The sequence below is a fragment of the Micromonospora sp. DT31 genome, assembly GCF_049841795.1.
GTDB lineage: Bacteria > Actinomycetota > Actinomycetes > Mycobacteriales > Micromonosporaceae > Micromonospora.
The window spans coordinates 73,340-96,947 of sequence record NZ_JBNCKZ010000010.1; the positions used below are offsets into that span (position 1 = coordinate 73,340).

Consider the following 23,608-nt stretch of genomic DNA (forward strand, 5'->3'; position numbering starts at 1 on the left):
TCACGGCCCTCGCTGCGCTCGGTGCGTTCGCTCATGCCAGCGGAGCCTAGCCGTGGCGGGTGCGCGGCGGGAGGGTTCGCGGCGGGGCGCTACCGTTCCCGGCATGTCCCCGGCTGTCCAGATCGCGCTCGCGGTGGCGCTCGTCGTGGTGTTGGTCCTTCTCCTGCTCGTGCTGCGGCGCGACCGGCCCCAGGACCTGGTCGCCCCGGACCGCCCGGCCGGCGACGGGCAGGCCGAGGTGCTCCGGCTGGCCCGCGCGGGGCGTACGGTCGAGGCGATCAAGGTACTGCGCGAGCAGACCGGGCTGTCGCTGCTGGACGCGAAGCGGGTAATCGACCTGTTGGCGGCCGGCGGAACGTGGTCGCCCGGCGTCCCGGCGCCGGGCACGATCACCGGCGTCGACGACGCGGTACGTGCCGAAGCCGCGCGGCTGCTGCACCGGGGCAGGAAGATCGAGGCGGTCAAGGTGGTGCGGGAGCACACCCACTGGTCGCTGGCCGACGCCAAGCGGTACGTCGACCGCCTCTGACACGGGCCGGCGGTCACCCGGCGTTCACCGGACAGCGGCAGCGGTCGATGGTTTTGTGGCCTACCGTCGAAGGGACACCCACCGCCTCCGGGAAGGTCACCCCCGATGGATCGTCGTACCGTCCTGCGCGCCACCGCCGCCGGTGGCGCCGCGGCCGTCGCCGGCGGTCTCTGGGCCGCCGCCGCCGCACCCGCCAGGCCCGCCCAGCCCGGCCCCGGCCCGTACGGCGACCTGCTGGACGCCGACGCCAACGGGCTGAGGTTGCCGGCCGGCTTCACCAGCCGGGTGATCGCACGTTCCGGGCAGCGGGTCGCCGGCACCTCGTACACCTGGCACCCGGCGCCGGACGGCGGCGCCTGCTTCGCGGCCGGCGACGGCTGGATCTACGTCTCCAACTCGGAGGTCCCGCTCGTCGGCGGCGCCTCGGCGGTGCGGTTCGCCGCCGGCGGGACGATCGCCGCGGCCTACCGGATCCTCGGCGGCACGAACGTCAACTGCGCCGGTGGGCCCACCCCGTGGGGGACCTGGCTGTCCTGCGAGGAGGTGCCGCTGGGCCGGGTGTTCGAGACCTGGCCCGAGGGCGGCCGGTCCGGCGAGGAACGGACCCGGATGGGTCGCTTCAAGCACGAGGCGGCGGCGTGCGACCCGCGGCGGCGGGTGGTCTACCTGACCGAGGACGAGAGCGACGGCTGCTTCTACCGGTTCGTCCCGGACACCTGGGGTGACCTGCGCACCGGCCGGGTGCAGGTGCTCTGCGCCCCGGACGGCCAGGTGACCGGGCCGGTCACCTGGCGGGACCTGCCGGACCGCGACGGGTTCCCGGTGCCCACCCGCTACCAGGTGGGCGCCGCGCAGACGTTCGACGGCGGCGAGGGCTGCTGGTACGCAGAGGACACCTGCTGGTTCACCACGAAGGGGGACAACCGGGTATGGGCGTACGACGCGGTCAACCAGCGGCTCGACCTCGCCTACGACGACTCGTTGGTGCCGGCCGGGGCCGCGCCGCTGACCGGCGTCGACAACATCACCGGCACCGCGGGCGGTGACCTCTACGTGGCCGAGGACGGCGGCGACATGGAGATCAACATGATCACCCCGGCCGGTGTGGTGACCCCGTTCGCCCGGCTGCTCGGGCAGTCCGCCTCGGAGATCACCGGACCGGCGTTCTCGCCGGACGGCAGCCGGCTCTACTTCTCCTCGCAACGCGGCACCAGCGGCGCCCGAACCGGCACCGGCGGCGTCACGTACGAGGTGCGTGGTCCCTTCCGGCGCTGACCCCCGCAGCCGTCAGGCGCGGGCCGCCACCCGGGTGGCCCGCCACCGGCTCGCCGCCAGCGTGGCCGAATAGCCGGACAGCACGATCACGTGGAACAGGTAGAGCCAGAGCAGCACCGCCACGCCGGCGCCGATCTCGTCGAAGCCGCCGAACGGCACGCCCAGGTCCAGCGGCAGCGAGCAGAACAGCACGAAGCCGTGCAGGAAACCGGACAGGTTCGCCGCGGTGAACGAGCCCATGCCCACGGTGACCAGCCAGTCCGGGGAGGCCGGGCCGACCACGCGGAACACCCACACCAGCACCGGCGTGAGCACCAGCCACACCGCCAGGAACGACAGTACGATGCCGAGCGCGCCGATCCAGCCGCCCTGGCGTACCAGCCGGGTGGTCAGCGGCAGCGCCAGCAGGATCGACAGCAGCAGTGCCGGGGCGGGGGCGAGCAGCGGAAGCAGCAGCAACCGGCCCCGCCAGCCGACCAGCGCACCGGACTCGGCCCGCGGTTCGGCCACCGAGACGAACGCGCGGCGCAGCCCTTCGCCGTACAGCGAGGCGGGCAGCAGCGAGGCCAGGGCCAGCAGCGGGGTCAGCCCCAGGCCGGCCTCGACAAGCGCGGCCACCGCCCGGTGCGCGCCGATCTCGGTGGGCAGGGTGTCGACGGCGTACCCGGTGAGCCGGCGTACCCGGTCCGCCCCGGTGAGCAGGCCGGTCAGCCAGATCGCCAGCAGCGCCACCGGCACCACGGCGATCGCGCCGTAGAACGTGATCGCGGCGGCGTGCAGGGACAGGTCCCGACCCCGGACTGGCCGGAACGCCGCAGCCGTGATCCGCCTCGTCCGTTCCCACCCGTGGCCCATCGCCCTGTCGTTCCCCGTCCGACCGTTCGGCACGCATTACGATCCGGCGTCAGGACCATCGCCACCACGCGGCGATCGGTGCTCCGGCTGGAACGCCCCGGGTGACCGGTCCCGCCCGCGATCACGAGGTCGGCGGCGAGGGGGGACGCCGGGGCGGGGCGGTAGGGGGCGCTGGGGAACAATGGGTCGGTGACCTCACCCCGAGACCTCGTGCTGCTCGGTTCGACAGGCTCGATCGGCACCCAGGCCGTCGACATCGTCAAGCGCAACCCGGACCGGTTCCGGGTGGTCGCCCTCGGCGCGGGTGGCGGCAACGTCCAGCTGCTCGCCACGCAGGCGCTGGAGTTGGGCGTGGCGGCGGTCGGGGTGGCGCGGGCGTCCGCCGCGCAGGACCTCCAGCTCGCGTTCTACGCTGAGGCGAGCCGGCGCGGGTGGGCCACCGGCGACTTCAAGCTCCCCAGGATCGTGGCCGGGCCGGACGCGATGGCCGAGCTGGCGCAGTGGCCGTGCGACGTGGTGCTCAACGGCGTGGTCGGTTCGCTGGGCCTGCCGCCGACGCTTGCCGCGCTGCGCGCCGGGCACACCCTCGCGCTTGCCAACAAGGAGTCCCTGGTGGCCGGCGGCCCGCTGGTCCGGGCCGCGCTCGCCCGCCCGGAGCAGATCGTGCCGGTGGACTCCGAGCACTCGGCGCTGGCGCAGTGCCTGCGCGGCGGCGCCCGGGGCGAGGTGCGGCGGCTCGTGGTCACCGCCAGCGGCGGCCCGTTCCGGGGTCGGCGGCGCGACGAGTTGACCGAGGTCACCCCGGAGCAGGCGCTGGCGCACCCGACCTGGAACATGGGCCCGGTGGTCACGATCAACTCCGCCACGATGGTGAACAAGGCGCTGGAGGTGATCGAGGCGCACGAGCTGTTCGACGTGCCGTACGCCGACATCGAGGTGACGGTCCACCCGCAGTCGGTCATCCACTCGATGGTCGAGTTCGTCGACGGCTCCACGCTGGCACAGGCCAGCCCGCCGGACATGCGGCTGCCCATCGCGCTGGGGATCGGCTGGCCGGACCGGGTGCCCGGGGCGGCCGGCGCGGTCGACTGGACCAGCGCGCACACCTGGGAGTTCCTCCCGCTGGACGACGCGGCGTTCCCGGCGGTCGCGCTGGCCAAGGCGGCCGGCGAGGCCGGGCGGTGCCGGCCGGCGATCTACAACGCGGCGAACGAGGAGTGCGTGGCCGCGTTCGTCGCCGGACGGCTGCCGTTCCTCGGCATCGTCGACACCCTCCAGCGGGTGCTGGAGGACGCTCCCGACTTCGACGAACCAGGTACCGTCGAGGACGTGCTCGCCGCCGAGTCGTGGGCACGGGCGCACGCCCAGGAGATCATCGTCGGGTCGGTGGAAGGAGCTCGATGAGCTATCTGCTCGGGGTGGTGCTGTTCGCCCTGGCAATTCTCATCTCGGTGAGCCTGCACGAGGCCGGTCACATGCTGACCGCCAAGGCGTTCGGGATGAAGGTGACCCGCTACTTCGTCGGCTTCGGCCCGACCCTGTGGTCGTTCAAGCGGGGTGAGACCGAATACGGCGTCAAGGGCATCCCGCTCGGCGGCTTCTGCAAGATCGTCGGGATGACCCCGCAGGACGACGACGTCGAGCCCGAGGACGAGAAGCGCGCCATGTGGCGCTACCCGGTCTGGAAGCGGACGATCGTGATGTCCGCCGGCTCGATCACCCACTTCGCGCTGGCCCTGATCGCGCTCTGGATCATCGCGGTCAGCGCCGGCCTGCCCAACCCGAAGTTCCCCTCCACGGAGGCGGGATTCAAGGCGGAGCCGGCCGTGATCGCGCTGGCCCCGTGCGTGGTGGTGGAGAACGCGGCCCGCGCCTGCCAGGCCGACGACCCGGCCAGCCCGGCCGCCAAGGCCCAGCTCCAGGACGGCGACCGGATCACCGCGGTGAACGGCCGGCCGGTGTCCACCTGGGGCGACATGCTCGACGTGGTCCGCGCCACCCCGCCCGGCACCGCCACCGTCACCTACGTGCGCGACGACAGGTCGCAGGAGGCCAGGGTCGACCTGGCCGCGGTGCAGCGCCCGCCACTGGGCGACCCGAAGGGTGCGACCTCGTCGGTCTCCGCGCTGGGTGTGGCGTTGCAACCCAGCACCCCACCGCGGGTGGAGTACGGGCCGGTGGCTGCGTTCGGCGCCACCGCCGACTTCACCGGCACCATGGCCGTGCAGACCGCGGAGGCGATGAAGCGCATCCCGCAGAAGGTGCCCGCGCTGTGGAGCGCGATCACCGGCAGCGAGCGGGACATGGACACCCCGATCAGCGTGGTCGGCGCCACCCGCCTCGGTGGCGAGGCCGTGGAGAACAACGCCTGGCTGGTGTTCTTCATGCTCTTCGTGTCGCTGAACTTCTTCATCGGCGTGTTCAACCTGTTGCCGCTGCTCCCGCTGGACGGCGGCCACATCGCCATCGCCTGGTTCGAGCGGGCCCGGTCCTGGGTCTACGCACGCATCGGCCGCGCCGACCCCGGCCGCGTCGACTATCTCAAGCTCATGCCCTTCACGTACGCGGTGATCCTGATCGGTGGCGCGTTCACGCTGCTGACCGTCACCGCGGACGTCGTCAACCCCATCACGCTCTTCTCAAGGTGAGTGCCTGAAGTGACCGCTGTCAGTCTCGGTATGCCCCCCGTACCGCCGCCGCCGCTGGCCCCGCGCCGGGCCAGCCGCCAGATCATGGTCGGGTCGGTGCCGGTCGGCGGCGGCGCACCGGTCTCGGTGCAGTCCATGACCACCACCCTCACCGCCGACGTCAACGCCACGCTCCAGCAGATCGCCGAGCTGACCGCGTCCGGCTGTCAGATCGTCCGGGTCGCGGTGCCGTCGCAGGACGACGTGGAGGCGCTCCCCGCGATCGCCCGCAAGTCGCAGATCCCGGTGATCGCCGACATCCACTTCCAGCCGAAGTACGTCTTCGCGGCGATCGACGCCGGCTGCGCGGCGGTGCGGGTGAACCCGGGCAACATCCGGCAGTTCGACGACAAGGTCAAGGAGATCGCCCGGGCCGCCGGCGACGCGGGCGTGCCGATCCGGATCGGCGTGAACGCAGGTTCGCTGGACAAGCGGCTCCTGGCCAAATACGGCAGGGCCACCGCCGAGGCGCTCGTCGAGTCGGCGTTGTGGGAGTGCTCGCTGTTCGAGGAGCACGGCTTCCGGGACATCAAGATCTCGGTCAAGCACAACGACCCGGTGGTGATGGTCCGCGCCTACCGGCAGCTCGCGGAGCAGTGCGACTACCCACTGCACCTGGGTGTCACCGAGGCCGGGCCGGCGTTCCAGGGCACGATCAAGTCGGCGGTCGCCTTCGGCGCGCTGCTGGCCGAGGGGATCGGCGACACGATCCGGGTGTCCCTGTCGGCCCCGCCGGTGGAGGAGATCAAGGTCGGCAACCAGATCCTGGAGTCACTCGGGCTGCGCGAGCGCGGTCTGGAGATCGTCTCCTGCCCGTCCTGCGGCCGGGCCCAGGTCGACGTCTACAAGCTCGCCGAGGAGGTCACCGCCGGCCTGGAAGGGCTGCCGGTGCCGCTGCGAGTGGCGGTCATGGGCTGCGTGGTGAACGGCCCCGGCGAGGCCCGCGAGGCCGACCTGGGCGTCGCCTCCGGCAACGGCAAGGGCCAGATCTTCGTCAAGGGCAAGGTCGTCAAGACCGTGCCGGAGGCGCAGATCGTGGAGACGCTGATCGAGGAGGCGCTGCGGATCGCCGACGAGATGGGCGCCGAGATTCCCGAGGAGCTGCGCGACCTGGTGCCGGGCGCCACGGTCACCGTGCACTGACCGATCCCGTGTCGCACGTGCGGCCGTCCCCACCCCGGGGACGGCCGCACGTTCGTCTGCGGGGGGCGTGCCTTCCCGGCCACCCGGTTGTGCTGTCGACGGCGGCACGACGATGCGCCGCGGCGGTGCCGAGGGGGTGTCTCCCGGCGGGGCCGTGCTCCCCGGTCGGCCCGCGCGTGCCCGGGGGGATCTGGCAGGCTGGTACCCGTGCTCACCATGCCCGTACGCCAACTGGGAGAGTCGGAGCGCCGCGCGGTCGAGCGGTTGCTCGACCTCGACCCGTACGCCGGTGCGCAGGTCGCCGAGCGGGTGGCCGCGCGGGGACTGGCGTGGTGGCGGGCCGAGGCGCGGATCCTCGGCTACGGCACCCGCCGCAACCTGGAGTCGATCTGCTGGCTGGGCGGCAATCTGACCCCGGTGCTCGCCTCCGGGCACGCGGTGACCGCGTTCGCCGAGCAGTTGAGCGGCGAGGACCGGCTCTGCTCCTCGATCGTCGGCCGGGCCGACGCGGTGCTGGGGCTCTGGGAGCACCTCGGCGCGCACTGGGGGCCGGCTCGCGACGTTCGCCCGAACCAGCCGTTGCTGGCCACGGACGCCGAGCCGCCGGTGGTACCCGACCCGCACGTGCGGCGGGTCCGCGCCGGTGAGGTCGACATGCTCTTCCCGGCGGCGGTGGCGATGTACACCGAGGAGGTCGGCGCGTCGCCGCTGGCCGAGGACGGTGGGCGTGGTTACCGCAGGCGGGTGACCGACCTGGTCCGCGCCGGCCGGGCCTACGCCCGCTTCGTCGACGGCCGGGTGGTGTTCAAGGCGGAGTTGGCGGTGGTGACCCGGCGTACCGCGCAGGTGCAGGGCGTGTGGGTGGCGCCGGAGTGGCGGGGCCGGGGGATCGCGACCGCCGCCATGGCCGCGGTGGTCCGCGACGCGCTTGCCCGGGTCGCCCCCACCGTCAGCCTCTACGTCAACGACTTCAACCAGCCCGCCCGCCGGGTCTACGAACGCTGCGGCTTCCGCGCGGTCGGCACGCTGGCCACCGTGCTGTTCTGAGCATCCTCGCGCCCACCTGCCTGACGTACCGCCGGTCCGGCGTCGTCCGCCCGGGGGCCCGGACCTGAGCCCCGGCCGACCCCGCCGGCGCGGTAATTCGTTTGAGCCCGTCGCCCGCGGCGGCAAGGGTGGAGGTACCGCCCCCACCGATCCGAGTCCGGAGGACTTCCATGCGCCTGCTCCGTGACCTCTGGACGACGGCACCCCGGCGGATGGCGACGGTGCTGCTGCTGATCGTGCTCGGGGCGGGCGGTCAGGCCGCCGCCTCGGCGCTGGCCGGACCGGTGCTCGTGCACCGCTCGTCCAGCCTGTTCGTCGCGCTGGCCGCGGCGCTCGTCGCGGCCGTCGTCACCGACCTGCTCATCGGTCTGCTGATGGCCCGGCTCACCGCCGACTGGTCCGCCGACGTGCGCCGCCGGCTCTGCCGGGTCGCGCTCGGGCAGGACCTGCCCACCCTGGAGACCACGCCTGTGGGTGAGCTGCTCGACCGGATCGACAACGACGTCTACCAGGTCGCCGCCGAGATGCGGAACACAGGCGTACGGGTGGCGCAGGGCCTGGCCGTCTGCGTGCTCGCCACGGTCAGCGCCTTGATCGTGTGGTGGCCGGCCGGGCTCGCGATGGTGGTGCTGACCGCCCTGCTCACGGCGGCGCTGCGCCGCCCCACCGCCCGCATCGCCCCGGCCCGGATGGTGGAGGAGGAGGCGTGGTCCGACCTCGCGGCCGTGATGGAGGAGGCGGTGCACGGACAGGACGACGTCCGCACGAGCCTCGCCCGACCGTACGTGCTGCGCCTCTACGCCCGCCGCGCCGCCCAGGTGATCGCCACCGGCGGCCGGGTGTTCCGCCTCTCCGCGCGGGTCACCGCGGTCGCCACCGGCGGGGTGCGGGTCGGCATCGTCGGTGTCGTGCTGGCCGGCGCGTGGGCGCTGACCACCGGGCGGGTGGACGCCGCCCGGCTCACCGCGATCTGGCTGCTCGTCATCGCGTTCGGCGCCACCGTCGAACACATCGCGCGGTGGGTGCCGCACCTGCAACAGGCGTTCGGCGCGTGGGGGCGGGTGCAGTTGCTGGCCGACGCCGCGCAGGAACCCGAGGGCGGCGTCGCCCCCAGCGACGGTGACCTCGCCGTGCGCGGGCTCACCTACCGCTACCCGGCCGCCGGCGAGGGCCGCGGCCCGGCGCTGCGCGACGTGTGCCTGGACTTCCACCGCGGTCGCTCGTACGCGCTTGTCGGGCGCACCGGCTCGGGAAAGTCCACGTTGACCAAGGTGCTCACCCGGGCGGTGGACGTGCCACGCGGCACGGTGTTCCTCGGCGAGGTGGACCTGGTCGACCTGGACGTCGAGGAGCTGCGCCGGTGGGTCGCCGTGGTGCCCCAACGCACCGAGATCCTCGCCGGCACGCTCGCCGAGAACGTGGCGCTGTTCGACCCGGCGCTGGTCGACGCCGCCGAACGGGCGCTCACCGAGCTGGGCCTGGCCGGTTGGATCGCCGAGCTGCCCGACGGGGTGCACACCCGGCTCGGCGAGGGCGGGCACGTGCTCTCCGCCGGGCAGGAGCAGCTCGTCGCGTTCGCCCGCATCCTGGTCCGTGACCCCCGGGTGGTGATCCTCGACGAGGCCACCGCCCGACTCGACCCGGTCACCGAGAACCGGGTACGCCAGGCCACCGAACGCCTGCTCACCGACCGGATCGGCATCGTCATCGCGCACCGGCTCTCCTCGGTGCGCCGCTGCGACGAGGTCGTGGTCATGGCCGACGGCGCGGTGCTGGAGGCCGGCCCGCTGCGCGAGTCGGCCCGCTTCGCCGAGCTGCTCGCCACCAGCCACGCGGGGGCGTACGCCGGGTCCGGTGCCCGTCGCGGCGGGGTGGAACTGCTCGACGCGCCCGGCTGGGCCGACGAGCCGGCCGCCGTGGATCCCGATCCGGCCGTCGCGTCGCGTCCGGTCGCCGTGCCGCGCCACGACCCGCCACCGGCGCCCGCGACCCCACCGGTACGGACCATGCGGGAGATCCTGCGGCTGGGCCTCAACGACCCGCGGTACGGCCTGGTCTCGATCGCGCTGTTCATCGTGCTGGCGCTGCTCGGGCTGGACGGCGCGGTGCTGCCCTGGCTCTGGGCCGGCCTGGTCTCCGGCGGCGACCCGTGGCTGCCGGCGCTGGGCATCTCGGTCGCGCTGCTGCTGGTGCTGCCCCTGCCCTATCTGACCAACCTGTGGTTCCCGCAGTGGTGGATCCGGCAGATGCTGCGGATCAGCGCCCGGTTGGTGCACGGGCAGACCGGCGCGCGCCGGGTCAGCACGCACACCCCGGCCGAGGTGGTGGCCCAGGGCGGCGACACCGACCGGGTGGTGCACCTCGCCGACAACCTGATGGACCACCTCATCTCGCTGGCGATCGTGCTCACCATGACGCTCGTCACCGGCAGCGTCGTACCGGGGCTGTTCTTCGTCGGCACGATGGTGGTCTCCGGCCTGGCCGCCACCCTGTTCGGGCCGCGGCTGGAACGCACCGCGGCGGGCACCGTCAGGGCTCGCGCCGCGTTCGCCACCGCGCTCGTCTCGTCGTTGTCCGCCGCCCGCACGGTCAAGCTGGCCGGCGCCACCCGCCCGGTGCTGCGCCACCTCGCCCGTCTCGACGAGGTGCGCAGCGAACGGCAGCGGCGGGAGATCGCCATGCAGGTGTGGGCCCGGTCCACCCCGTCGGTCGCCAGTGGCCTGTTGCCGATCGGGGCGTGGGCGCTCTACCTGTCCGGCGGGCTGTCCGCCGGCGCCACCCTGGTTGCCGTGTCCACCCTGGGCGCGGCCCGCTGGTTCGCCTGGACCACCGCGTCACTGGTGTCGCAGTACCCGTCGGCCCGGGTGTGGACCCGGCGGACCGTGGCGATGGCGGGGGTGGCCGCCTACTCCGCGTCGGTGCCCGGGCTGGATCTGGCCGCCGGCACCGCGCCCGCGCCCGAGCCGCCGCCCCGCCGCCCGCTGCGCCGCCTCGAACTGGCCGGGTTCGGCGCGCTGCACTCCGACGGCACGCTTGCCGCACGCGACGTCGACCTGGTGGTCGAACGCGGCCAACTGGTGCTTGTGGTCGGGCCGGTGGGGTCCGGCAAGTCGTCGCTGCTGCGTGCGCTCGCCGGCATCGTGCACCACGTCGGCGCGCTGCGCTGGAACGGTGAGCCGGTCACCGAACCGGAGCTGTTCCTGCGCCCCAACCAGGTCGGGTACGTGGGGCAGCTGCCCCGGGTGCTCTCCGGCACGGTGGCCGAGAACATCGCGCTCGGCCACCAGGTCGACGCCGTCGGTGCGGTCTCCACCGCCCAGCTCGATCACGACCTGTCGGCCGCCGGTGGCGGGCTCGGGCTGGTGATCGGGCACAAGGGCACCCGACTGTCCGGCGGCCAGCTCCAGCGGCTGGCGCTGGCCCGGGCGCTCGCCCCGCGTACCGAGCTGCTTGTCGCCGACGACGTGTCCTCGGCGCTGGACGTCAGCACCGAGCTGGCGTTGTGGGCGGCGTTGCGCGAGCACGGGGTCACCGTGGTCGGCTCGACCGCGAAGCGGGCCGCGCTGGTGCGCGCCGACAAGGTGGTGGTGCTGATCGACGGTACGGTCGCCGACCAGGGCACCTGGGCCGATCTGGAGCCCCGCTGGAACCACCTGGCCGGCTGACGCCGCCCGCCCTCCGGTCAGGACGCGCGGGCGTACTGGTGGGGCCAGGAGGGGTCGGCGCCGAGCTTGGCGGCGGCGCGGCGCGGCCAGTACGGGTCGCGCAGCAGTTCCCGGCCCAGCAGCACCAGGTCCGCCTCGCCGCCGGCCACGATCTGCTCGGCCTGCTCGGGTTCCACGATCAGGCCGACCGCGCCGGTGGGCACCCCGGCGTCGCGGCGGATCCGGGCGGCCAGCGGCACCTGGTAGCCGGGGCCGACCGGGATGGACGCCCGGACGGCCGCGCCGCCGGAGGAGGCGTCGACCAGGTCCACCCCGGCGGCGGCCAGTTCCCCGGCGAGCACCACGCTGTCCTCGACGGTCCAGCCGCCGTCGGCCCAGTCGGTGGCGGAGATCCGGGTCAGCACCGGCACGGTCTCGCCGACCGCGGCGCGGACCGCGCGGGCCACCTCCAGGGTGAGCCGCATCCGGGCGGCCCGGTCGCCGCCGTAGGCGTCGGTGCGCCTGTTGGTCAGCGGAGACAGGAACTCGTGCAGCAGGTAGCCGTGCGCGGCGTGGATCTCCACGGCGGCGAAGCCGGCGTCCAGTGCCCGGGCCGCACCTGTGGCGAAGGCGTCCACCACCGCCGCGATGCCCGTGGAGTCCAGTGCCGTCGGGGTGCGGTAGTCGGGGACGAACGGCTGGTCACCCGGGCCGACCGGGGTCCAGCCGCCCTCCGCGTCCGGCACGCCGCCGCGGTGGGGCGCCCACGGCCGGTAGGTGGAGGCCTTGAACCCGGCGTGGGCGAGCTGCACGGCCGGCACCGCGCCCTGGCCGGCGACGAACGCGGTGATCGGTCGCCACGCGTCCACGTGCGCGTCGGACCAGAGCCCGGTGTCCTGCGGGCTGATCCGGCCCTCGGGCACCACGGCGGTCGCCTCGGTGAGCACCAGCCCCACCCCGCCGACGGCACGGGCGCCCAGGTGTACCCGGTGCCAGTCCGTGGGCAGGCCGTCGGGTCCGGCGCTGTACTGGCACATGGGTGCCAGCGCGATCCGGTTGGGCAGGGTGACGCCGCGCAGGGAGAGCGGGGTGAACAGGGCGCTCATTCGGGGTCCTCCGGTCATGACTTCGGGTGCGCCTCCGGTGGGAGACGCACCCGAAGGGCGTGTATCAGGCGGGTACGGGGTCGAGCCGCTCGGTCTCGACCGGGTCGATCAGGTCGCGCTTGCCGGCCGAGTCGTACGCGGCCCGGTCGAGGGTGCCCTCCCGGGCGGCCACGATTGTCGGGACCACGGCCTGCCCGGCCACGTTGGTCGCGGTGCGGATCATGTCCAGGATCGGGTCGATGGCCAGCAGCAGGCCGGCGCCGGCAAGCGGCAGGCCGAGCGTGCTCAGGGTCAGCGTCAGCATCACGATCGCGCCGGTGAGGCCGGCGGTGGCGGCCGAGCCGACCACCGAGACGAACGCGATGAGCAGGTAGTCGGTGACGCCGAGGTGCACGCCGAACACCTGCGCCACGAAGATCGCGGCCAGTGCCGGGTAGACGGCGGCGCAGCCGTCCATCTTGGTGGTGGCGCCGAACGGGACGGCGAAGGAGGCGTACTCGCGGGGGACGCCGAGGCGCTCCACCGAGCGCTGGGTCACCGGCATGGTGCCCACCGAGGAGCGGGACACGAACGCCAGCTCGATGGCGGGCCAGGCGCCGGCGAAGAAGCGCAGCGGGTTGAGCTTGCCGGCCACGGCCAGCAGCGTCGGGTAGACCACGAACAGCACCAGCGCGCAGCCGACGTACACGGCGGTGGTGAACTTGGCCAGCGGGGCCAGCAGGTCCCAGCCGTAGGAGGCGACGGCGTTGCCGATCAGGCCGAGTGTGCCGATCGGGGCGAGCCGGATGACCCACCAGAGCGCCTTCTGCACGATCGACAGCAGCGAGCGGTTCAACTCGACGAACGGTTCGGCGGCCTCGCCGACCAGCAACGCGGCGGCACCCACCACCAGGGCGAGGAAGACGATCTGCAGGACGTTGCCCTCGACGAAGGCGCCCACCGGGTTGGTCGGCACGATGCCGGTGAGGAAGTCGATCCAGGATCCGGTGTTCTTCGGCGCGGTGGCCCCGGCCGGGTTCAGGTCGACCCCTCGGCCGGGGTCGGTGAGCAGGCCGAGGCCGATGCCGATGGTGACCGCGATCAGGGCGGTGAGGCCGAACCAGAGCAGCGTCTTGACGGCCAGCCGGGCCGCGTTGGCGACGCCGCGCAGGCTGACCACGCTGACCACGATGGCGGTGAAGACCAGCGGCGGCACGGCCAGCTTGAGCAGTTGGACGAAGAGACCCCCGACGGTGTCGAGGGTGCTGGTCAGCCAGGCCAGGTCGTTGGCGCGGGCGAGGAAACCCAACGCCACGCCGAGGACGAGGCCGAGCAGGATCTGGACGGAGAAGGGGACTCTGCGCAGGGCTGAGGTCATGGTGACGGGTCCAAGCGTCTGGGGAGGGAAGGCGGGCGCGGGCGGTGGAGCTATGCCGGACAGACGCCGCTGGCCTGCCGTCGCAGATCGACGTACAGGCGTTCGGTGAGGCACCAGACATTGGTCATCGTCGGTCGACGATACTCTCGCGCCCTGCCCGACGGAAGGACCGCCGCCGGTGAAGCTCCTTACACCCCGATGGTCGGCGAGCGCCCCGCCCCACCGCCAGGCACACCGCGGTCGCCAACCCCCACCCGACGGCCACCGCCAGCAGCAGCCGCTCCAGCACCCCGAGCAGGGTGCCCCGGCCCACCAGCAGCAGGGCGAACGCGACCGCGCCGGACAACGGCAGCGCCAGCGTCGCCCCGCCCGCCGCGACGCGCCGCAGCGCCCCGTCCGCCGCCGGGGATAACAGCACCACCACCATGGCGAGGACCACCGCGCCGGTCGCCGCGATGCTGGCCCCGCCGTGCACCAGGTCGGCCACCGTGGTGGCCTCGAACGGCGGCAGCGGGCAGCCGGCGCTGCACGTCACCGCCCCGGAGAGCACGGTGGCGGCGCAACCGGCGGCGAGCAGCCGGGAGGCCGCGCGCAGCCCCGGTGGCAGCGCCCCGGCGAGCAGCAGCAGCGCCGCCGCCAACGCGAAGATTCCCATCCGGTACGCCCCGGCGTACCCGCTGTCCGTGATGCCGGCCTCGCTGACGTACCCGGTCAGGCCGGGACCGGGACCGGCGACCACGGCGACGGTCACCGCGGTCACACCGGCGCTCAGGCAGACGGCGGCGGCCGCGGCGGCGATCCGGCGGGGCTCGCGCTCAGCCACGCCCGTGCGGGGTGGTCCAGCCGGACTCGTCGGGGCCGAGCGGCACGATCCGGGACGGGTTGATCATGTCGTGGGTGGCGTAGTAGTGCCGTTTGATGTGGTCGAAGTCCACCGTCTCGCCGAAGCCGGGCGTCTGGAACAGGTCCCGCGCGTACGCCCACAGCACCGGCATCTCGGTCAGCTTGCGCTCGTTGCACTTGAAGTGCCCGTGGTAGGCGACGTCGAAGCGGACCAGCGTGGTGAACAGCCGCACGTCCGCCTCGGTGATCGAGTCGCCCATCAGGTAGCGCCGACCGGCCAGTCGCTCGCCGAGCGCGTCCAGCCGGGCGAACAGCGCCCGGTACGCCTCGTCGTAGGCGACCTGGGAGGTGGCGAAGCCGCACCGGTAGACGCCGTTGTTCACGTCCCGGTGGATCTCCGCCATCAACGCGTCCATCTCGGGGCGCAGCCGCACCGGGTAGAGGTCCGGCGCGTCCGGTGCGTGGAACCGCCGCCACTGCGTGGACAGGTCGAGGGTGAGCTGCGGGTAGTCGTTGGTGACCACCCGGCCGGTGACCGTGTCGACGAGCGCCGGCACGGTCATCCGCCCGGTGTAGTCGTCGTCGGTGGCCAGGTACGCCTCGGAGAGGAAGCCGATGCCCAGCACCGGGTCCACGCCGTCCGGGTCGAGCGCGAACCGCCAGCCCCGCTCGTCGCGGATCGGGTCGACGGTGCCTAACGAGATCACCTCGTCGAGGCCGAGCAGGCCGCGCACGATCCGCGCCCGGTGCGCCCACGGGCAGGCCCGGCACCAGACCAGCCGGTAGCGGCCCGCCTCCAGCGGCCAGCGGCCCTGCTCGTCCGGTCCGGCGCCGGCCGGGGCGGTGGAGTCGGCGGTGACCCGACCGGTGAACCGGTTGGGCTGGCGGACGAACGCGCCGCCCCCGCTGGTTTCTGCGCTGAACTGGGCCCCGGACATGCGGCAAACCTATCCGGTCGGTGCGCGGATATCCTGGCGCCGGGTGCCCCCGCCGATCCGGTGGGTGACCCGCCGACCGACCCCTTCCACCCCCGAAGGACGTGCGCGCGATGACCGTGGCCTACCTCGTTGCCGGAGTCCGCACCCCGATCGGCCGGTACGCCGGCGCCCTCGCCGGGGTGCGCCCCGACGACCTGGCCGCGCACGTCGTCCGGGAACTCGTCACGCGCCACCCGTCGGTCGACTGGGCCCGCACCGACGACGTGATCCTCGGCTGCGCCAACCAGGCCGGCGAGGACAACCGCAACGTGGCGCGGATGGCCGCGCTGCTCGCCGGCCTGCCGCAGGAGGTGCCCGGCAGCACCGTCAACCGGCTCTGCGGCTCCGGCCTGGACGCGCTCGCCGGTGCCGCCCGCGCCATCGTCGCCGGGGAGGCCGACCTCATGGTGGCCGGCGGGGTGGAGAGCATGAGCCGCGCGCCGTTCGTCATGCCGAAGGCGGCCACGCCGTTCGCCCGCACCGCCGAGGTGCACGACACCACCATCGGGTGGCGGCTGGTCAACCCGCTGATGAAGAACGGGTGGGGCGTCGACTCGATGCCGGAGACGGCGGAGAACGTGGCCGCCGAGTTCGGGGTGGACCGGGCCGCGCAGGACGCCTTCGCGTACCGGTCGCAGCAGCGGGCCGCCAAGGCACAGGCCGACGGCCGGCTGGCCGAGGAGATCGTGCCGGTGACCGCGCCGGCGGGCCGGCGCGAGACGAAGCTCGTGGAGGCCGACGAGCACCCCCGGGAGACGTCGCTGGAGAAGCTGGCCGCGCTGCCCACCCCGTTCCGCGACGGCGGCACGGTGACCGCCGGCAACTCCTCCGGCGTCAACGACGGCGCGGTGGCGCTGCTGGTGGCCTCCGCGGCCGCCGTCGACCGTTACGGCCTCACCCCGCTGGCCCGGGTACGCGGCGCGGCGTCGGCCGGGGTGCCGCCACGGATCATGGGTATCGGGCCGGTGCCGGCCACCCGGAAGCTGCTGGACCGCCAGGCGGTGGCGCTGGCCGACGTCGACGTGATCGAGCTGAACGAGGCGTTCGCCGCGCAGTCCGTGGCGGTGCTGCGGGAGCTGGGCCTGCCGGAGGACGCCGAGCACGTCAACCCGAACGGCGGCGCGATCGCGCTCGGCCATCCGCTCGGCGCCAGCGGCGCCCGACTGGCGTTGACCGCCGCGCTGGAGTTGCGCCGCCGGGGCGGCCGGCGGGCGCTCGCCACCATGTGCATCGGCGTCGGGCAGGGCATCTCGCTGCTGCTGGAGTCGGCTGCCTGACACCTGGGCTGGCATCGCCTCCGGTGGATCTCCCGTACCCGGCCGTCCCCGCATAGAGTGGGCTGGACCACATGATCCCGCCACACGGCGGGCGACGACCTGGGGGGACCGAGCGATGCAGACGCCGGACGGCCTGCCCACCGAGATCGACCTGAGCCGGCCGAGCGCCGCCCGGGTCTACGACTACTTCCTCGGCGGCGCGCACAACTTCGAGATCGACCGGCAGCTCGCCGAGCAGATCGCCGCCATGACGCCCAACCTGGCGGCCACCATGCGTTCCGGGCGGGAGTTCCTGCGCCGGGCCGTCCGGGTGCTGCTCGACGCCGGCATCGACCAGTTCCTCGACATCGGCTCCGGCATCCCCACCGTCGGCAACGTGCACGAGGTCGCCCAGGCCGCCGACCCGCAGGCCCGCATCGTGTACGTCGACATCGACCCGGTCGCCGTGGCGCACAGCCACGAGCTGCTCGCCGGCAACGACCGGGCCACCGCGGTCCTGGCCGACCTGCGCGAGCCGAAGCTGATCCTGGAGCACGCCCGGTCCAGCGGCCTGATCGACTTCGACCGGCCGTTGGGCATCCTGCTCGCCGGCGTGGTGCACTTCGTGCCGGACACCGACCGGCCGGCGGACATCCTGGCCACCCTGCGGGCCGCCGCCGCGCCCGGAAGCTTCCTGGTCATCTCCCACTCCACGTTCGAGGACCAGCCGCAGGAGATGCTTGACGCACAGCGGTTGTCGGCGCGTACCGCCACCGAGATCACGCTGCGTTCCCGGGCCGAGATCACCGGATTCTTCGGCGACTGGACGATCCTCGAACCGGGCGTGGTGCACATGCCGCTGTGGCGGCCCGACTCCCCGTCGGACGTGGACGAACACCCGGAACGGTTCGGTGCCTTCGGCGGCGTCGCCCGGCACGACCGCGCAGCCGGCTGAGCCCATGCGCGCCCCGGAGGCCGACGGGGGAGACGTGAGCCGGCCCGGCGCCGCCACGTACGCCGCCGAGTGGGCCCGGGCGGTACGCCGCCTCGGTTTCGTGCCGATGAGCGCGACCGAGACCGAACGCCTGCTGATGCCGTACGTCGAGCGCCTCGGTCGGGCCCTGCTGGCCCCCACCTTCTCCGCCCGGCCGGCGGAGGTGGTGGGGCGCGCCCTGGTGGCGGCGCACCTCACCGAGCCGGGTGTGCTGGACTGGTCGGTCCAGGCGCTCGGCGACCGGTTCCTGCCGTGGGTGCTGCCGGGCCGGGCGGAGTCACCCGAGTTGCGCGAGCGGGTCGCCGCGCTCCAGGGCGCGTTCGCCGGCGGGTTCACCCGGGCCCTGCGCGACCGGGTGTTCAGCCAGCAGGAGCGGATCGCCAGGTCCGCCTGGCAGGCCCGCGACACCGTCGAGCAGGCGCTGCGCGACAGCGAGGCGCGCTTCCGGGCGGTCTTCAGTAGTGCGGTGATCGGCATCGGCATCGCCGGGGTGGACGGGCAGATCATGGAGGTCAACCAGTCCTTCGCGGACATGCTCGGCTATTCGGTGGCCGAGATGCGGCGGTTGAACGTGACCGCGTTGTTCCACGCGGACGACGCGGCCGGCATGTGGGAGCTGTACCAGGAGCTGATCGAGGGCAAGCGGGACAGCGCGCGGGTGGAGAAGCGCTACTACCGCAGGGACGGCAGCACGGTCCGGACCGACCTGGCCGTCTCGCTGATCCGGCACGACGACGGTCGGCCCCGGTTCACCGTCGCCATGGTCGAGGACATCACCCAACGCTACGAGTTGCAGCAGCGACTGCGCTTCCAGGCGCTGCACGACCCGCTGACCGACCTGCCCAACCGGACGCTGTTCTTCGAGACGCTCGGCGAGGTCTTCGCCGTCGCCGGCCCGGAGCAGCGTCTCGGGCTCTGCTTCATCGACCTGGACGGCTTCAAGTCGGTGAACGACAGCCTCGGCCACGACCTGGGCGACCGGCTGCTCCAGGTGATCGCCCGCCGGCTGAGCGACTGCGTGGCCGGGCGGGGTCACCTGGTGGCCCGGATGGGCGGCGACGAGTTCGTCATCCTGGTCGACTCCGACGGCGGCATCGACGACGCGGTGGAGGTGGCGGAGCTGGCGCTTGCCGCCGTCTCCGCGCCGGTGCACGTCGGTGACCAGCAACTCGCCGTGTCGGCGAGCATCGGCGTCGTGGAGTGCCCGGCGGCGGAGACCAGCGTGGCCGACCTGATGAAGGCCGCCGACACCACGCTCTACTGGGCCAAGGCCGAGGGGCGTGGCCGCTGGGCGGTGTACGACCCGGAACGCAGCGCCGCCGACATCGCCCGGTCCGCGCTGGCCGCCAACCTGCCCGCCGCGCTGGACCGGGGCGAGTTCGTGCTGCACTACCAGCCGATCGTGTCGCTTGTGGACGGCACGATGGTGGCGGTGGAGGCGTTGGTGCGCTGGCAGCACCCGGAGCTGGGTCTGCTCGGGCCGGACCGGTTCATCGGGCTGGCCGAGGAGACCGGGCTGATCGTCCGGCTCGGCGCCTGGGTGTTGCGCCAGGCGTGCCGGGACGGCGAGTCGTGGCGGCGGGCGTACCCGGACACGACGCCTGTGGTCAGCGTCAACCTGGCCGCGCGGCAGGCCGACGACCCGGCGATCGTGGAGACGGTGGCCGAGGCGTTGCAGCACACCGGCCTGCCCGCCGAGCTGCTGCAGTTGGAGCTGACCGAGAGCGCGGTGATGGGCAGCGCCGGGGAGCCGCTGCGTACGCTGCACCAACTCGCCGAGCTGGGGCCGCGGCTGGCCATCGACGACTTCGGCACCGGCTACTCGAACCTGGCGTACCTGCGTCGGCTGCCGATCCACTGTGTGAAGCTGGCCGGCCCGTTCGTGGAGGGGATCCGGGGCGACGGCGGGGACGAGGTCGCCGACCACCGGGACGAGCAAATCGTGGACGCGCTGGTCCGGTTGGCGCACGCGCTGGGGCTGTCGGTGACGGCCGAGGCGGTGGAGACCGAGGTGCAGGCCGAGCGGCTGCGCGCGTTGCGCTGCGACACCGGCCAGGGCCGCCTGTTCGGCGCGCCCATGCCCGCCGACGCCATCCGCACCCGCCTGGGCGGGTAAGGAAGGGCCCCTTATTAACGTCTCCGGTAGAGAAGGGGCCCCTGCTTAACACCTCCCGCTCGTGCGGCGGGCAAGAAAGGAGAACGGTGAACCTGACCGATTCGCAGGCGGTCGTGTCCGTGGTCACCGCGCTGGCGATCGTGGCCGGCCTGGCCGGGGTGGTGGTGCCCGGTCTGCCGGCGCTGCCACTGTGCTGGGGCGGCGTGCTGGTGTGGGCGCTGTTCGGCGACGCCGGGCCGGTCCGCTGGGCGGTGCTCGCCGCCGCCACCGCGATCGCCGTCACGGGCACCGTGGTGAAGTACCTGTGGCCGGGGCGGAACCTGAAACGGACCGGGGTGCCCGCCACGTCGCTGCTGGCCGGCGGGCTGCTCGGCGTGGTCGGCTTCTTCGTCATCCCGGTGGTCGGGCTGCCGATCGGTTTCGTCGGCGGCATCTTCGGCGCGGAACGGCTGCGGCTGGGCGACACCCGCCTGGCCTGGCCGGCCACCGTGCAGGCGCTCAAGGCGGCCGGGCTGTCGATGGTCCTGGAGTTCACGGCCGGCCTGATGATCGCCGCGCTCTGGGTCGGCGGCCTGCTCGTCGGCTCCTGACACGGCTAGCGCCGCCCGCCTCGACGGTCGTTACCATGTGGCCCATGGCCGACCCGCGGTTGCCCGAGATCCTCGCGGCGTGGGAGAACGCCGAGCACGATCCGACGGCCCGCGCGGCGGCGGTCCGGGAGACGCTCGCCTGGAGCCTTGCCGCAGCCGACCGCGAACGCGCGCACGAGGAACCGCTGCGGCGAGCGTGGCTGCTGGCATGCCTGGTTCCCGGCCCACCGCCGGTCAGCATCGACGACGACCGGTTCAGCTATGCCGTTCGCGACCTGGCCCGACGGCCGCTCGTCGCGGAGGCGCTGGCCGCGATACCCGAGTCCCTACCCGTCCTTCCCGGCGCTGAACGGTCCCGGCCTGCTGATGCGGACCGGCCGCCCGCGCGTCTGCGCGAGGCCCTGCTGGCGGACGGCACTGTCGGCCTGGAGGTCGGCCTCGCGGAGTTCACGCCGGACGGCGCACCCGACCTCGGCTCGGAGGGCCGCCTCGTCCCGACGTGGCATCTGTCCTGGCCCGAGGAGTCGACGTGGACGCACGGCGTGGACTGGAACGACTTCGACGCCTGGGTCGGCGGGATCCTGGAGGCCGAGGCCGGCGTCCGCTATGCCGAGGCCTGTGACATCGGCTGGTTCCGGCTCGGGCTCGACAGCCCTCGGCCCGCCGATGAGGTCCTCGCACTGTTTCTGAGGGCCGTTCTCGCCGCCTACCGCCGTGAAGCGAACGTGCTCGGCGTCGATTGTCCGTAGCTGCCACGGGCTGTCCGCGTCAAAGATCGGCAGAGCGGCCTCAGGCGGGGTGCGGCGAGCGCGGGTGGGGTGCGGCGACGCGGGGCGTCCGGAGGGTACGGCCGAAGCCGTACATCAGTGAGAGAGAGGTGGACGCCGCGCGTCGCCGCGGACCGGGCGTTGCCGAGCGCCCGGCACCGGCCCGTCGGGTCGGGCCTGGTCACGGCTTCAAGGATGCCCCCGGCGGGACCTGGGGACAACGCAATTACCGGGACACGTATTGACCACCTTGATCGGCCGGGAGGAGACTGCGAGCACTCGTACGAGGTCCTCCTCGAGGAGGTGTGCAGTGGCCACCACGCCCGCGCCGACCGCCGAGCAGCCGATGGACGACGACGCCCGACGACTCGCCGAACTCGGCTACAAGCAGGAGCTGCGTCGCAAGTGGAGCGGCTTCTCCAACTTCGCCATCTCGTTCTCCATCATCTCGATCCTGGCCGGCTGCTTCACCACGTTCGGCCAGGCGTGGAACAACGGCGGCCCGGTGGCGGTGTCCTGGGGCTGGCCGCTGATCTCGCTGTTCATCCTGATCATCGGGTTCTGCCTGGCCGAGCTGGTGTCGGCATACCCGACGGCGGGCGGGATCTACTGGTGGGCGGCGACCATGGGCCGGCCGGTGCACGGCTGGTTCACCGGCTGGCTCAACCTGATCGGGCTGGTCGCGGTGACCGCCTCGGTCGACTACGGCTGCGCCACCTTCCTCAACCTGACGCTGTCCGCGCTCGTCGACGGCTGGGCCGGCACCGGGCACCAGACGTTCGGCCTGTTCGTGGTGATCCTCGCCCTGCACGGTCTGATCAACATCTACGGCCACCGCGTCATCGACGTACTCCAGAACGTCTCGGTGTGGTGGCACGTGGCCGGCGCGGCCGTCGTGGTGCTGATCCTGGTCCTGGTCCCGGACGACCACCAGAGCTTCCGGTTCGTCTTCACCGAACGGTTCAACAACTCCGGCTTCGGTGACGGTGACACCGGCGGGTTGGCGTTCTGGTTCTACGTGCTGCCGCTGGGTTTCCTGCTCACGCAGTACACGATCACCGGCTTCGACGCCTGCGCGCACGTCTCGGAGGAGACCCGGGGCGCGTCCAAGGCCGCCGCGCAGGGGCTGTGGCGGTCGATCTTCTATTCGGCGGTCGGCGGCTGGATCCTGCTGCTGGCGTTCCTGTTCGCGGCCACCGACGTGGACGCGATAAACGAGGCGGGCGGCTTCTCCGGGGCGATCTTCGAGACCGCGCTGACGCCGTTCTTCTTCAAGGCCGTCATCATCATCTCCACCATCGGGCAGTTCTTCTGCGGGATGAGCTGTGTGACCTCGATGTCGCGGATGGCGTACGCGTTCAGCCGCGACCGGGCGGTCCCCGGCTGGCGGCTGTGGTCCCGGGTGGACCGTAACGGCACCCCGGTCAACGCGATCATCGGGGCCACGCTGGCCGGGCTGGTGCTCACCCTGCCGGCGCTCTACCAGCGCGGCGGCATCCCGGTCGCGTTCTACGCGGTGGTGTCGGTGGCGGTGATCGGGCTCTACCTGTCCTTCATCATCCCGATCTTCCTGCGGCTGCGGATGGGCGACCGGTTCACCCCGGGGCCGTGGACGCTGGGCCGTCGCTACCGGCTGCTCGGCTGGATCGCGGTGGTGGAGATCGCCGTCATCGCGGTCTACTTCGTGCTGCCCATCGTCCCGGCGGGTGTGCCGGGCAACCCCGACTTCAGTTGGACGGCGGTGAACTACGCGCCGCTCGCCGTCGGCGGCGTGCTGCTCGGCGTGGCGATCTGGTGGTACGCCTCGGCCCGCACGTGGTTCACCGGCCCGCGCCGCACGGTCGACCAGTCCGAGTCCGAGTCCGAGTCCGTCGAGCCGTCCTGACGTGTCGGTGGGTCCTGCCATGATCACCGGCATGGAGAACGGGATTGTGGTTCGCGCGTTGTGGGATCGGGTGCAGGCTCGCGACTGGGCCGGGGTGGGCGCGTTGCTGGCCGACGACGTGGTGGTGGAGTGGCCGGTGAGCGCCGAGCGGATCGTGGGCCGCGACAACTACGTGGCGGTCAACGCCGAATATCCGGACGGCTGGTCCATCCGCGTGCTGCGGGTCGTGGTGGCCGGGGAGGCGGTGGTCTCCGAGGTGGAGGTGCCGCACGAGACGATGGGCGTGTTCCGGGTGGCGTCGTTCTGGACCGTGCGTGACGGGAAGATCGTCGACGGCCGTGAATACTGGACGAGCCTCGGCGCGGACCCGTCCCCGCCGTGGCGGTCCGCCTACGTCCAGCCGATGTGACGCCACGGCGTCCGGTCAGCGGGCGGCTCCGACCGGCGCGCCGGTCCGACGACCCATGTGCCCCGCACGGTTTCGCGGCCGGCCTCCACGGGGCATTGACGGTGGTCCGGTTTGCCAGTAGACCTTGG

At 73.1% G+C, this 23,608-nt stretch carries 19 protein-coding genes; 14 read left to right on the forward strand and 5 right to left on the reverse strand.

Annotated features, from left to right (window positions below; genetic code table 11):
* Positions 1 to 103 precede the first annotated feature (103 nt).
* Together ACLQ2X_RS18275 and ACLQ2X_RS18280 are read left to right on the forward strand one after the other, a co-directional pair.
* Positions 104 to 529 carry a 50S ribosomal protein L7/L12 gene (locus ACLQ2X_RS18275; RefSeq protein WP_425682240.1) on the forward strand — a complete coding sequence of 142 codons (426 nt, stop codon included), beginning with the start codon at positions 104 to 106 and terminating at the stop codon, positions 527 to 529.
* A 105-nt stretch (positions 530 to 634) separates the two neighbouring features.
* Positions 635 to 1,804, forward strand: coding sequence for an alkaline phosphatase PhoX (locus ACLQ2X_RS18280; RefSeq protein ID WP_425682241.1), 1,170 nt, complete (start codon positions 635 to 637; stop codon positions 1,802 to 1,804).
* Between the two features lie 12 nt (positions 1,805 to 1,816).
* On the opposite strand, the gene ACLQ2X_RS18285 is transcribed toward ACLQ2X_RS18280, so the two are convergent.
* Positions 1,817 to 2,659 (reverse strand): YhjD/YihY/BrkB family envelope integrity protein, encoded by an 843-nt coding sequence (locus ACLQ2X_RS18285; RefSeq protein ID WP_425682242.1) that lies wholly within the window; start codon positions 2,657 to 2,659, stop codon positions 1,817 to 1,819.
* A gap of 189 nt (positions 2,660 to 2,848) precedes the next feature.
* Here ACLQ2X_RS18285 and dxr point away from each other — a divergent pair, with 189 nt between their 5' ends.
* The 5 genes from dxr to ACLQ2X_RS18310 all read left to right on the forward strand — a co-directional run bounded on the left by dxr (position 2,849) and on the right by ACLQ2X_RS18310 (position 11,201).
* Entirely contained in the window at positions 2,849 to 4,063 is a 1,215-nt protein-coding gene (gene dxr / locus ACLQ2X_RS18290) for a 1-deoxy-D-xylulose-5-phosphate reductoisomerase (protein WP_425682243.1), read from the forward strand.
* The gene (locus ACLQ2X_RS18295) at positions 4,060 to 5,307 is read left to right on the forward strand and encodes a M50 family metallopeptidase (protein ID WP_425682244.1); all 1,248 of its coding nucleotides are present in this window, start codon (positions 4,060 to 4,062) and stop codon (positions 5,305 to 5,307) included. Before dxr ends, ACLQ2X_RS18295 begins: the two co-directional genes overlap by 4 nt.
* 9 nt (positions 5,308 to 5,316) lie before the next feature.
* A complete protein-coding gene (ispG, locus tag ACLQ2X_RS18300; protein WP_425682245.1) occupies positions 5,317 to 6,489 on the forward strand; it encodes a flavodoxin-dependent (E)-4-hydroxy-3-methylbut-2-enyl-diphosphate synthase in 1,173 nt (390 codons plus the stop codon).
* A 207-nt stretch (positions 6,490 to 6,696) separates the two neighbouring features.
* Positions 6,697 to 7,536, forward strand: coding sequence for a GNAT family N-acetyltransferase (locus ACLQ2X_RS18305; RefSeq protein ID WP_425682246.1), 840 nt, complete (start codon positions 6,697 to 6,699; stop codon positions 7,534 to 7,536).
* Positions 7,537 to 7,706: 170 nt separating this feature from the next.
* Complete coding sequence (locus ACLQ2X_RS18310; RefSeq protein WP_425682247.1) at positions 7,707 to 11,201, forward strand: ATP-binding cassette domain-containing protein; 3,495 nt, start codon at positions 7,707 to 7,709, stop codon at positions 11,199 to 11,201.
* A gap of 17 nt (positions 11,202 to 11,218) precedes the next feature.
* Here ACLQ2X_RS18310 and ACLQ2X_RS18315 read toward each other — a convergent pair whose 3' ends face one another.
* The 4 genes from ACLQ2X_RS18315 to ACLQ2X_RS18330 all read right to left on the reverse strand — a co-directional run bounded on the left by ACLQ2X_RS18315 (position 11,219) and on the right by ACLQ2X_RS18330 (position 15,424).
* Positions 11,219 to 12,286 carry an NADH:flavin oxidoreductase/NADH oxidase gene (locus tag ACLQ2X_RS18315; protein WP_425682248.1) on the reverse strand — a complete coding sequence of 356 codons (1,068 nt, stop codon included), beginning with the start codon at positions 12,284 to 12,286 and terminating at the stop codon, positions 11,219 to 11,221.
* A 64-nt stretch (positions 12,287 to 12,350) separates the two neighbouring features.
* Positions 12,351 to 13,631 (reverse strand): dicarboxylate/amino acid:cation symporter, encoded by a 1,281-nt coding sequence (locus ACLQ2X_RS18320; RefSeq protein WP_425682372.1) that lies wholly within the window; start codon positions 13,629 to 13,631, stop codon positions 12,351 to 12,353.
* 136 nt (positions 13,632 to 13,767) lie between these two features.
* Positions 13,768 to 14,466, reverse strand: a complete 699-nt coding sequence (locus ACLQ2X_RS18325; protein ID WP_425682249.1) for a DUF998 domain-containing protein — start codon at positions 14,464 to 14,466, stop codon at positions 13,768 to 13,770.
* Positions 14,459 to 15,424 carry a glutathione S-transferase family protein gene (locus ACLQ2X_RS18330; RefSeq protein WP_425682250.1) on the reverse strand — a complete coding sequence of 322 codons (966 nt, stop codon included), beginning with the start codon at positions 15,422 to 15,424 and terminating at the stop codon, positions 14,459 to 14,461. The genes ACLQ2X_RS18325 and ACLQ2X_RS18330 overlap by 8 nt, the downstream gene beginning before the upstream one ends.
* Before the next feature lie 110 nt (positions 15,425 to 15,534).
* Between ACLQ2X_RS18330 and pcaF the strand changes: the two genes are divergently transcribed.
* From pcaF to ACLQ2X_RS18365, 7 genes are all read left to right on the forward strand, one after another.
* Positions 15,535 to 16,740, forward strand: coding sequence for a 3-oxoadipyl-CoA thiolase (gene pcaF / locus ACLQ2X_RS18335; protein ID WP_425682251.1), 1,206 nt, complete (start codon positions 15,535 to 15,537; stop codon positions 16,738 to 16,740).
* A 115-nt stretch (positions 16,741 to 16,855) separates the two neighbouring features.
* On the forward strand, positions 16,856 to 17,674 hold the full coding sequence (locus tag ACLQ2X_RS18340) for an SAM-dependent methyltransferase (protein ID WP_425682252.1): 819 nt from the start codon (positions 16,856 to 16,858) through the stop codon (positions 17,672 to 17,674).
* A gap of 4 nt (positions 17,675 to 17,678) precedes the next feature.
* Complete coding sequence (locus ACLQ2X_RS18345; RefSeq protein WP_425682253.1) at positions 17,679 to 19,829, forward strand: putative bifunctional diguanylate cyclase/phosphodiesterase; 2,151 nt, start codon at positions 17,679 to 17,681, stop codon at positions 19,827 to 19,829.
* A gap of 86 nt (positions 19,830 to 19,915) precedes the next feature.
* The gene (locus ACLQ2X_RS18350; RefSeq protein WP_425682254.1) at positions 19,916 to 20,419 is read left to right on the forward strand and encodes a DUF456 domain-containing protein; all 504 of its coding nucleotides are present in this window, start codon (positions 19,916 to 19,918) and stop codon (positions 20,417 to 20,419) included.
* A 44-nt stretch (positions 20,420 to 20,463) separates the two neighbouring features.
* The gene (locus ACLQ2X_RS18355; protein WP_425682255.1) at positions 20,464 to 21,168 is read left to right on the forward strand and encodes a hypothetical protein; all 705 of its coding nucleotides are present in this window, start codon (positions 20,464 to 20,466) and stop codon (positions 21,166 to 21,168) included.
* Positions 21,169 to 21,496: 328 nt separating this feature from the next.
* On the forward strand, positions 21,497 to 23,071 hold the full coding sequence (locus tag ACLQ2X_RS18360) for an amino acid permease (protein ID WP_425682256.1): 1,575 nt from the start codon (positions 21,497 to 21,499) through the stop codon (positions 23,069 to 23,071).
* Positions 23,072 to 23,102: 31 nt separating this feature from the next.
* The gene (locus tag ACLQ2X_RS18365) at positions 23,103 to 23,480 is read left to right on the forward strand and encodes a nuclear transport factor 2 family protein (protein ID WP_425682257.1); all 378 of its coding nucleotides are present in this window, start codon (positions 23,103 to 23,105) and stop codon (positions 23,478 to 23,480) included.
* Positions 23,481 to 23,608 lie beyond the last annotated feature (128 nt).

Bases quoted from the DNA above. Each gene is read 5' to 3' on its own strand.
- ACLQ2X_RS18275 (WP_425682240.1), top strand. From the start codon at position 104: ATGTCCCCGGCTGTCCAGATCGCGCTCGCGGTGGCGCTCGTCGTGGTG.
- ACLQ2X_RS18280 (WP_425682241.1), top strand. From the start codon at position 635: ATGGATCGTCGTACCGTCCTGCGCGCCACCGCCGCCGGTGGCGCCGCG.
- ACLQ2X_RS18285 (WP_425682242.1), bottom strand. From the start codon at position 2,659: ATGGGCCACGGGTGGGAACGGACGAGGCGGATCACGGCTGCGGCGTTC.
- ACLQ2X_RS18295 (WP_425682244.1), top strand. From the start codon at position 4,060: ATGAGCTATCTGCTCGGGGTGGTGCTGTTCGCCCTGGCAATTCTCATC.
- ACLQ2X_RS18310 (WP_425682247.1), top strand. From the start codon at position 7,707: ATGCGCCTGCTCCGTGACCTCTGGACGACGGCACCCCGGCGGATGGCG.
- ACLQ2X_RS18315 (WP_425682248.1), bottom strand. From the start codon at position 12,286: ATGAGCGCCCTGTTCACCCCGCTCTCCCTGCGCGGCGTCACCCTGCCC.
- ACLQ2X_RS18330 (WP_425682250.1), bottom strand. From the start codon at position 15,424: ATGTCCGGGGCCCAGTTCAGCGCAGAAACCAGCGGGGGCGGCGCGTTC.
- pcaF (WP_425682251.1), top strand. From the start codon at position 15,535: ATGACCGTGGCCTACCTCGTTGCCGGAGTCCGCACCCCGATCGGCCGG.
- ACLQ2X_RS18340 (WP_425682252.1), top strand. From the start codon at position 16,856: ATGCAGACGCCGGACGGCCTGCCCACCGAGATCGACCTGAGCCGGCCG.
- ACLQ2X_RS18345 (WP_425682253.1), top strand. From the start codon at position 17,679: ATGCGCGCCCCGGAGGCCGACGGGGGAGACGTGAGCCGGCCCGGCGCC.
- ACLQ2X_RS18355 (WP_425682255.1), top strand. From the start codon at position 20,464: ATGGCCGACCCGCGGTTGCCCGAGATCCTCGCGGCGTGGGAGAACGCC.
- ACLQ2X_RS18365 (WP_425682257.1), top strand. From the start codon at position 23,103: ATGGAGAACGGGATTGTGGTTCGCGCGTTGTGGGATCGGGTGCAGGCT.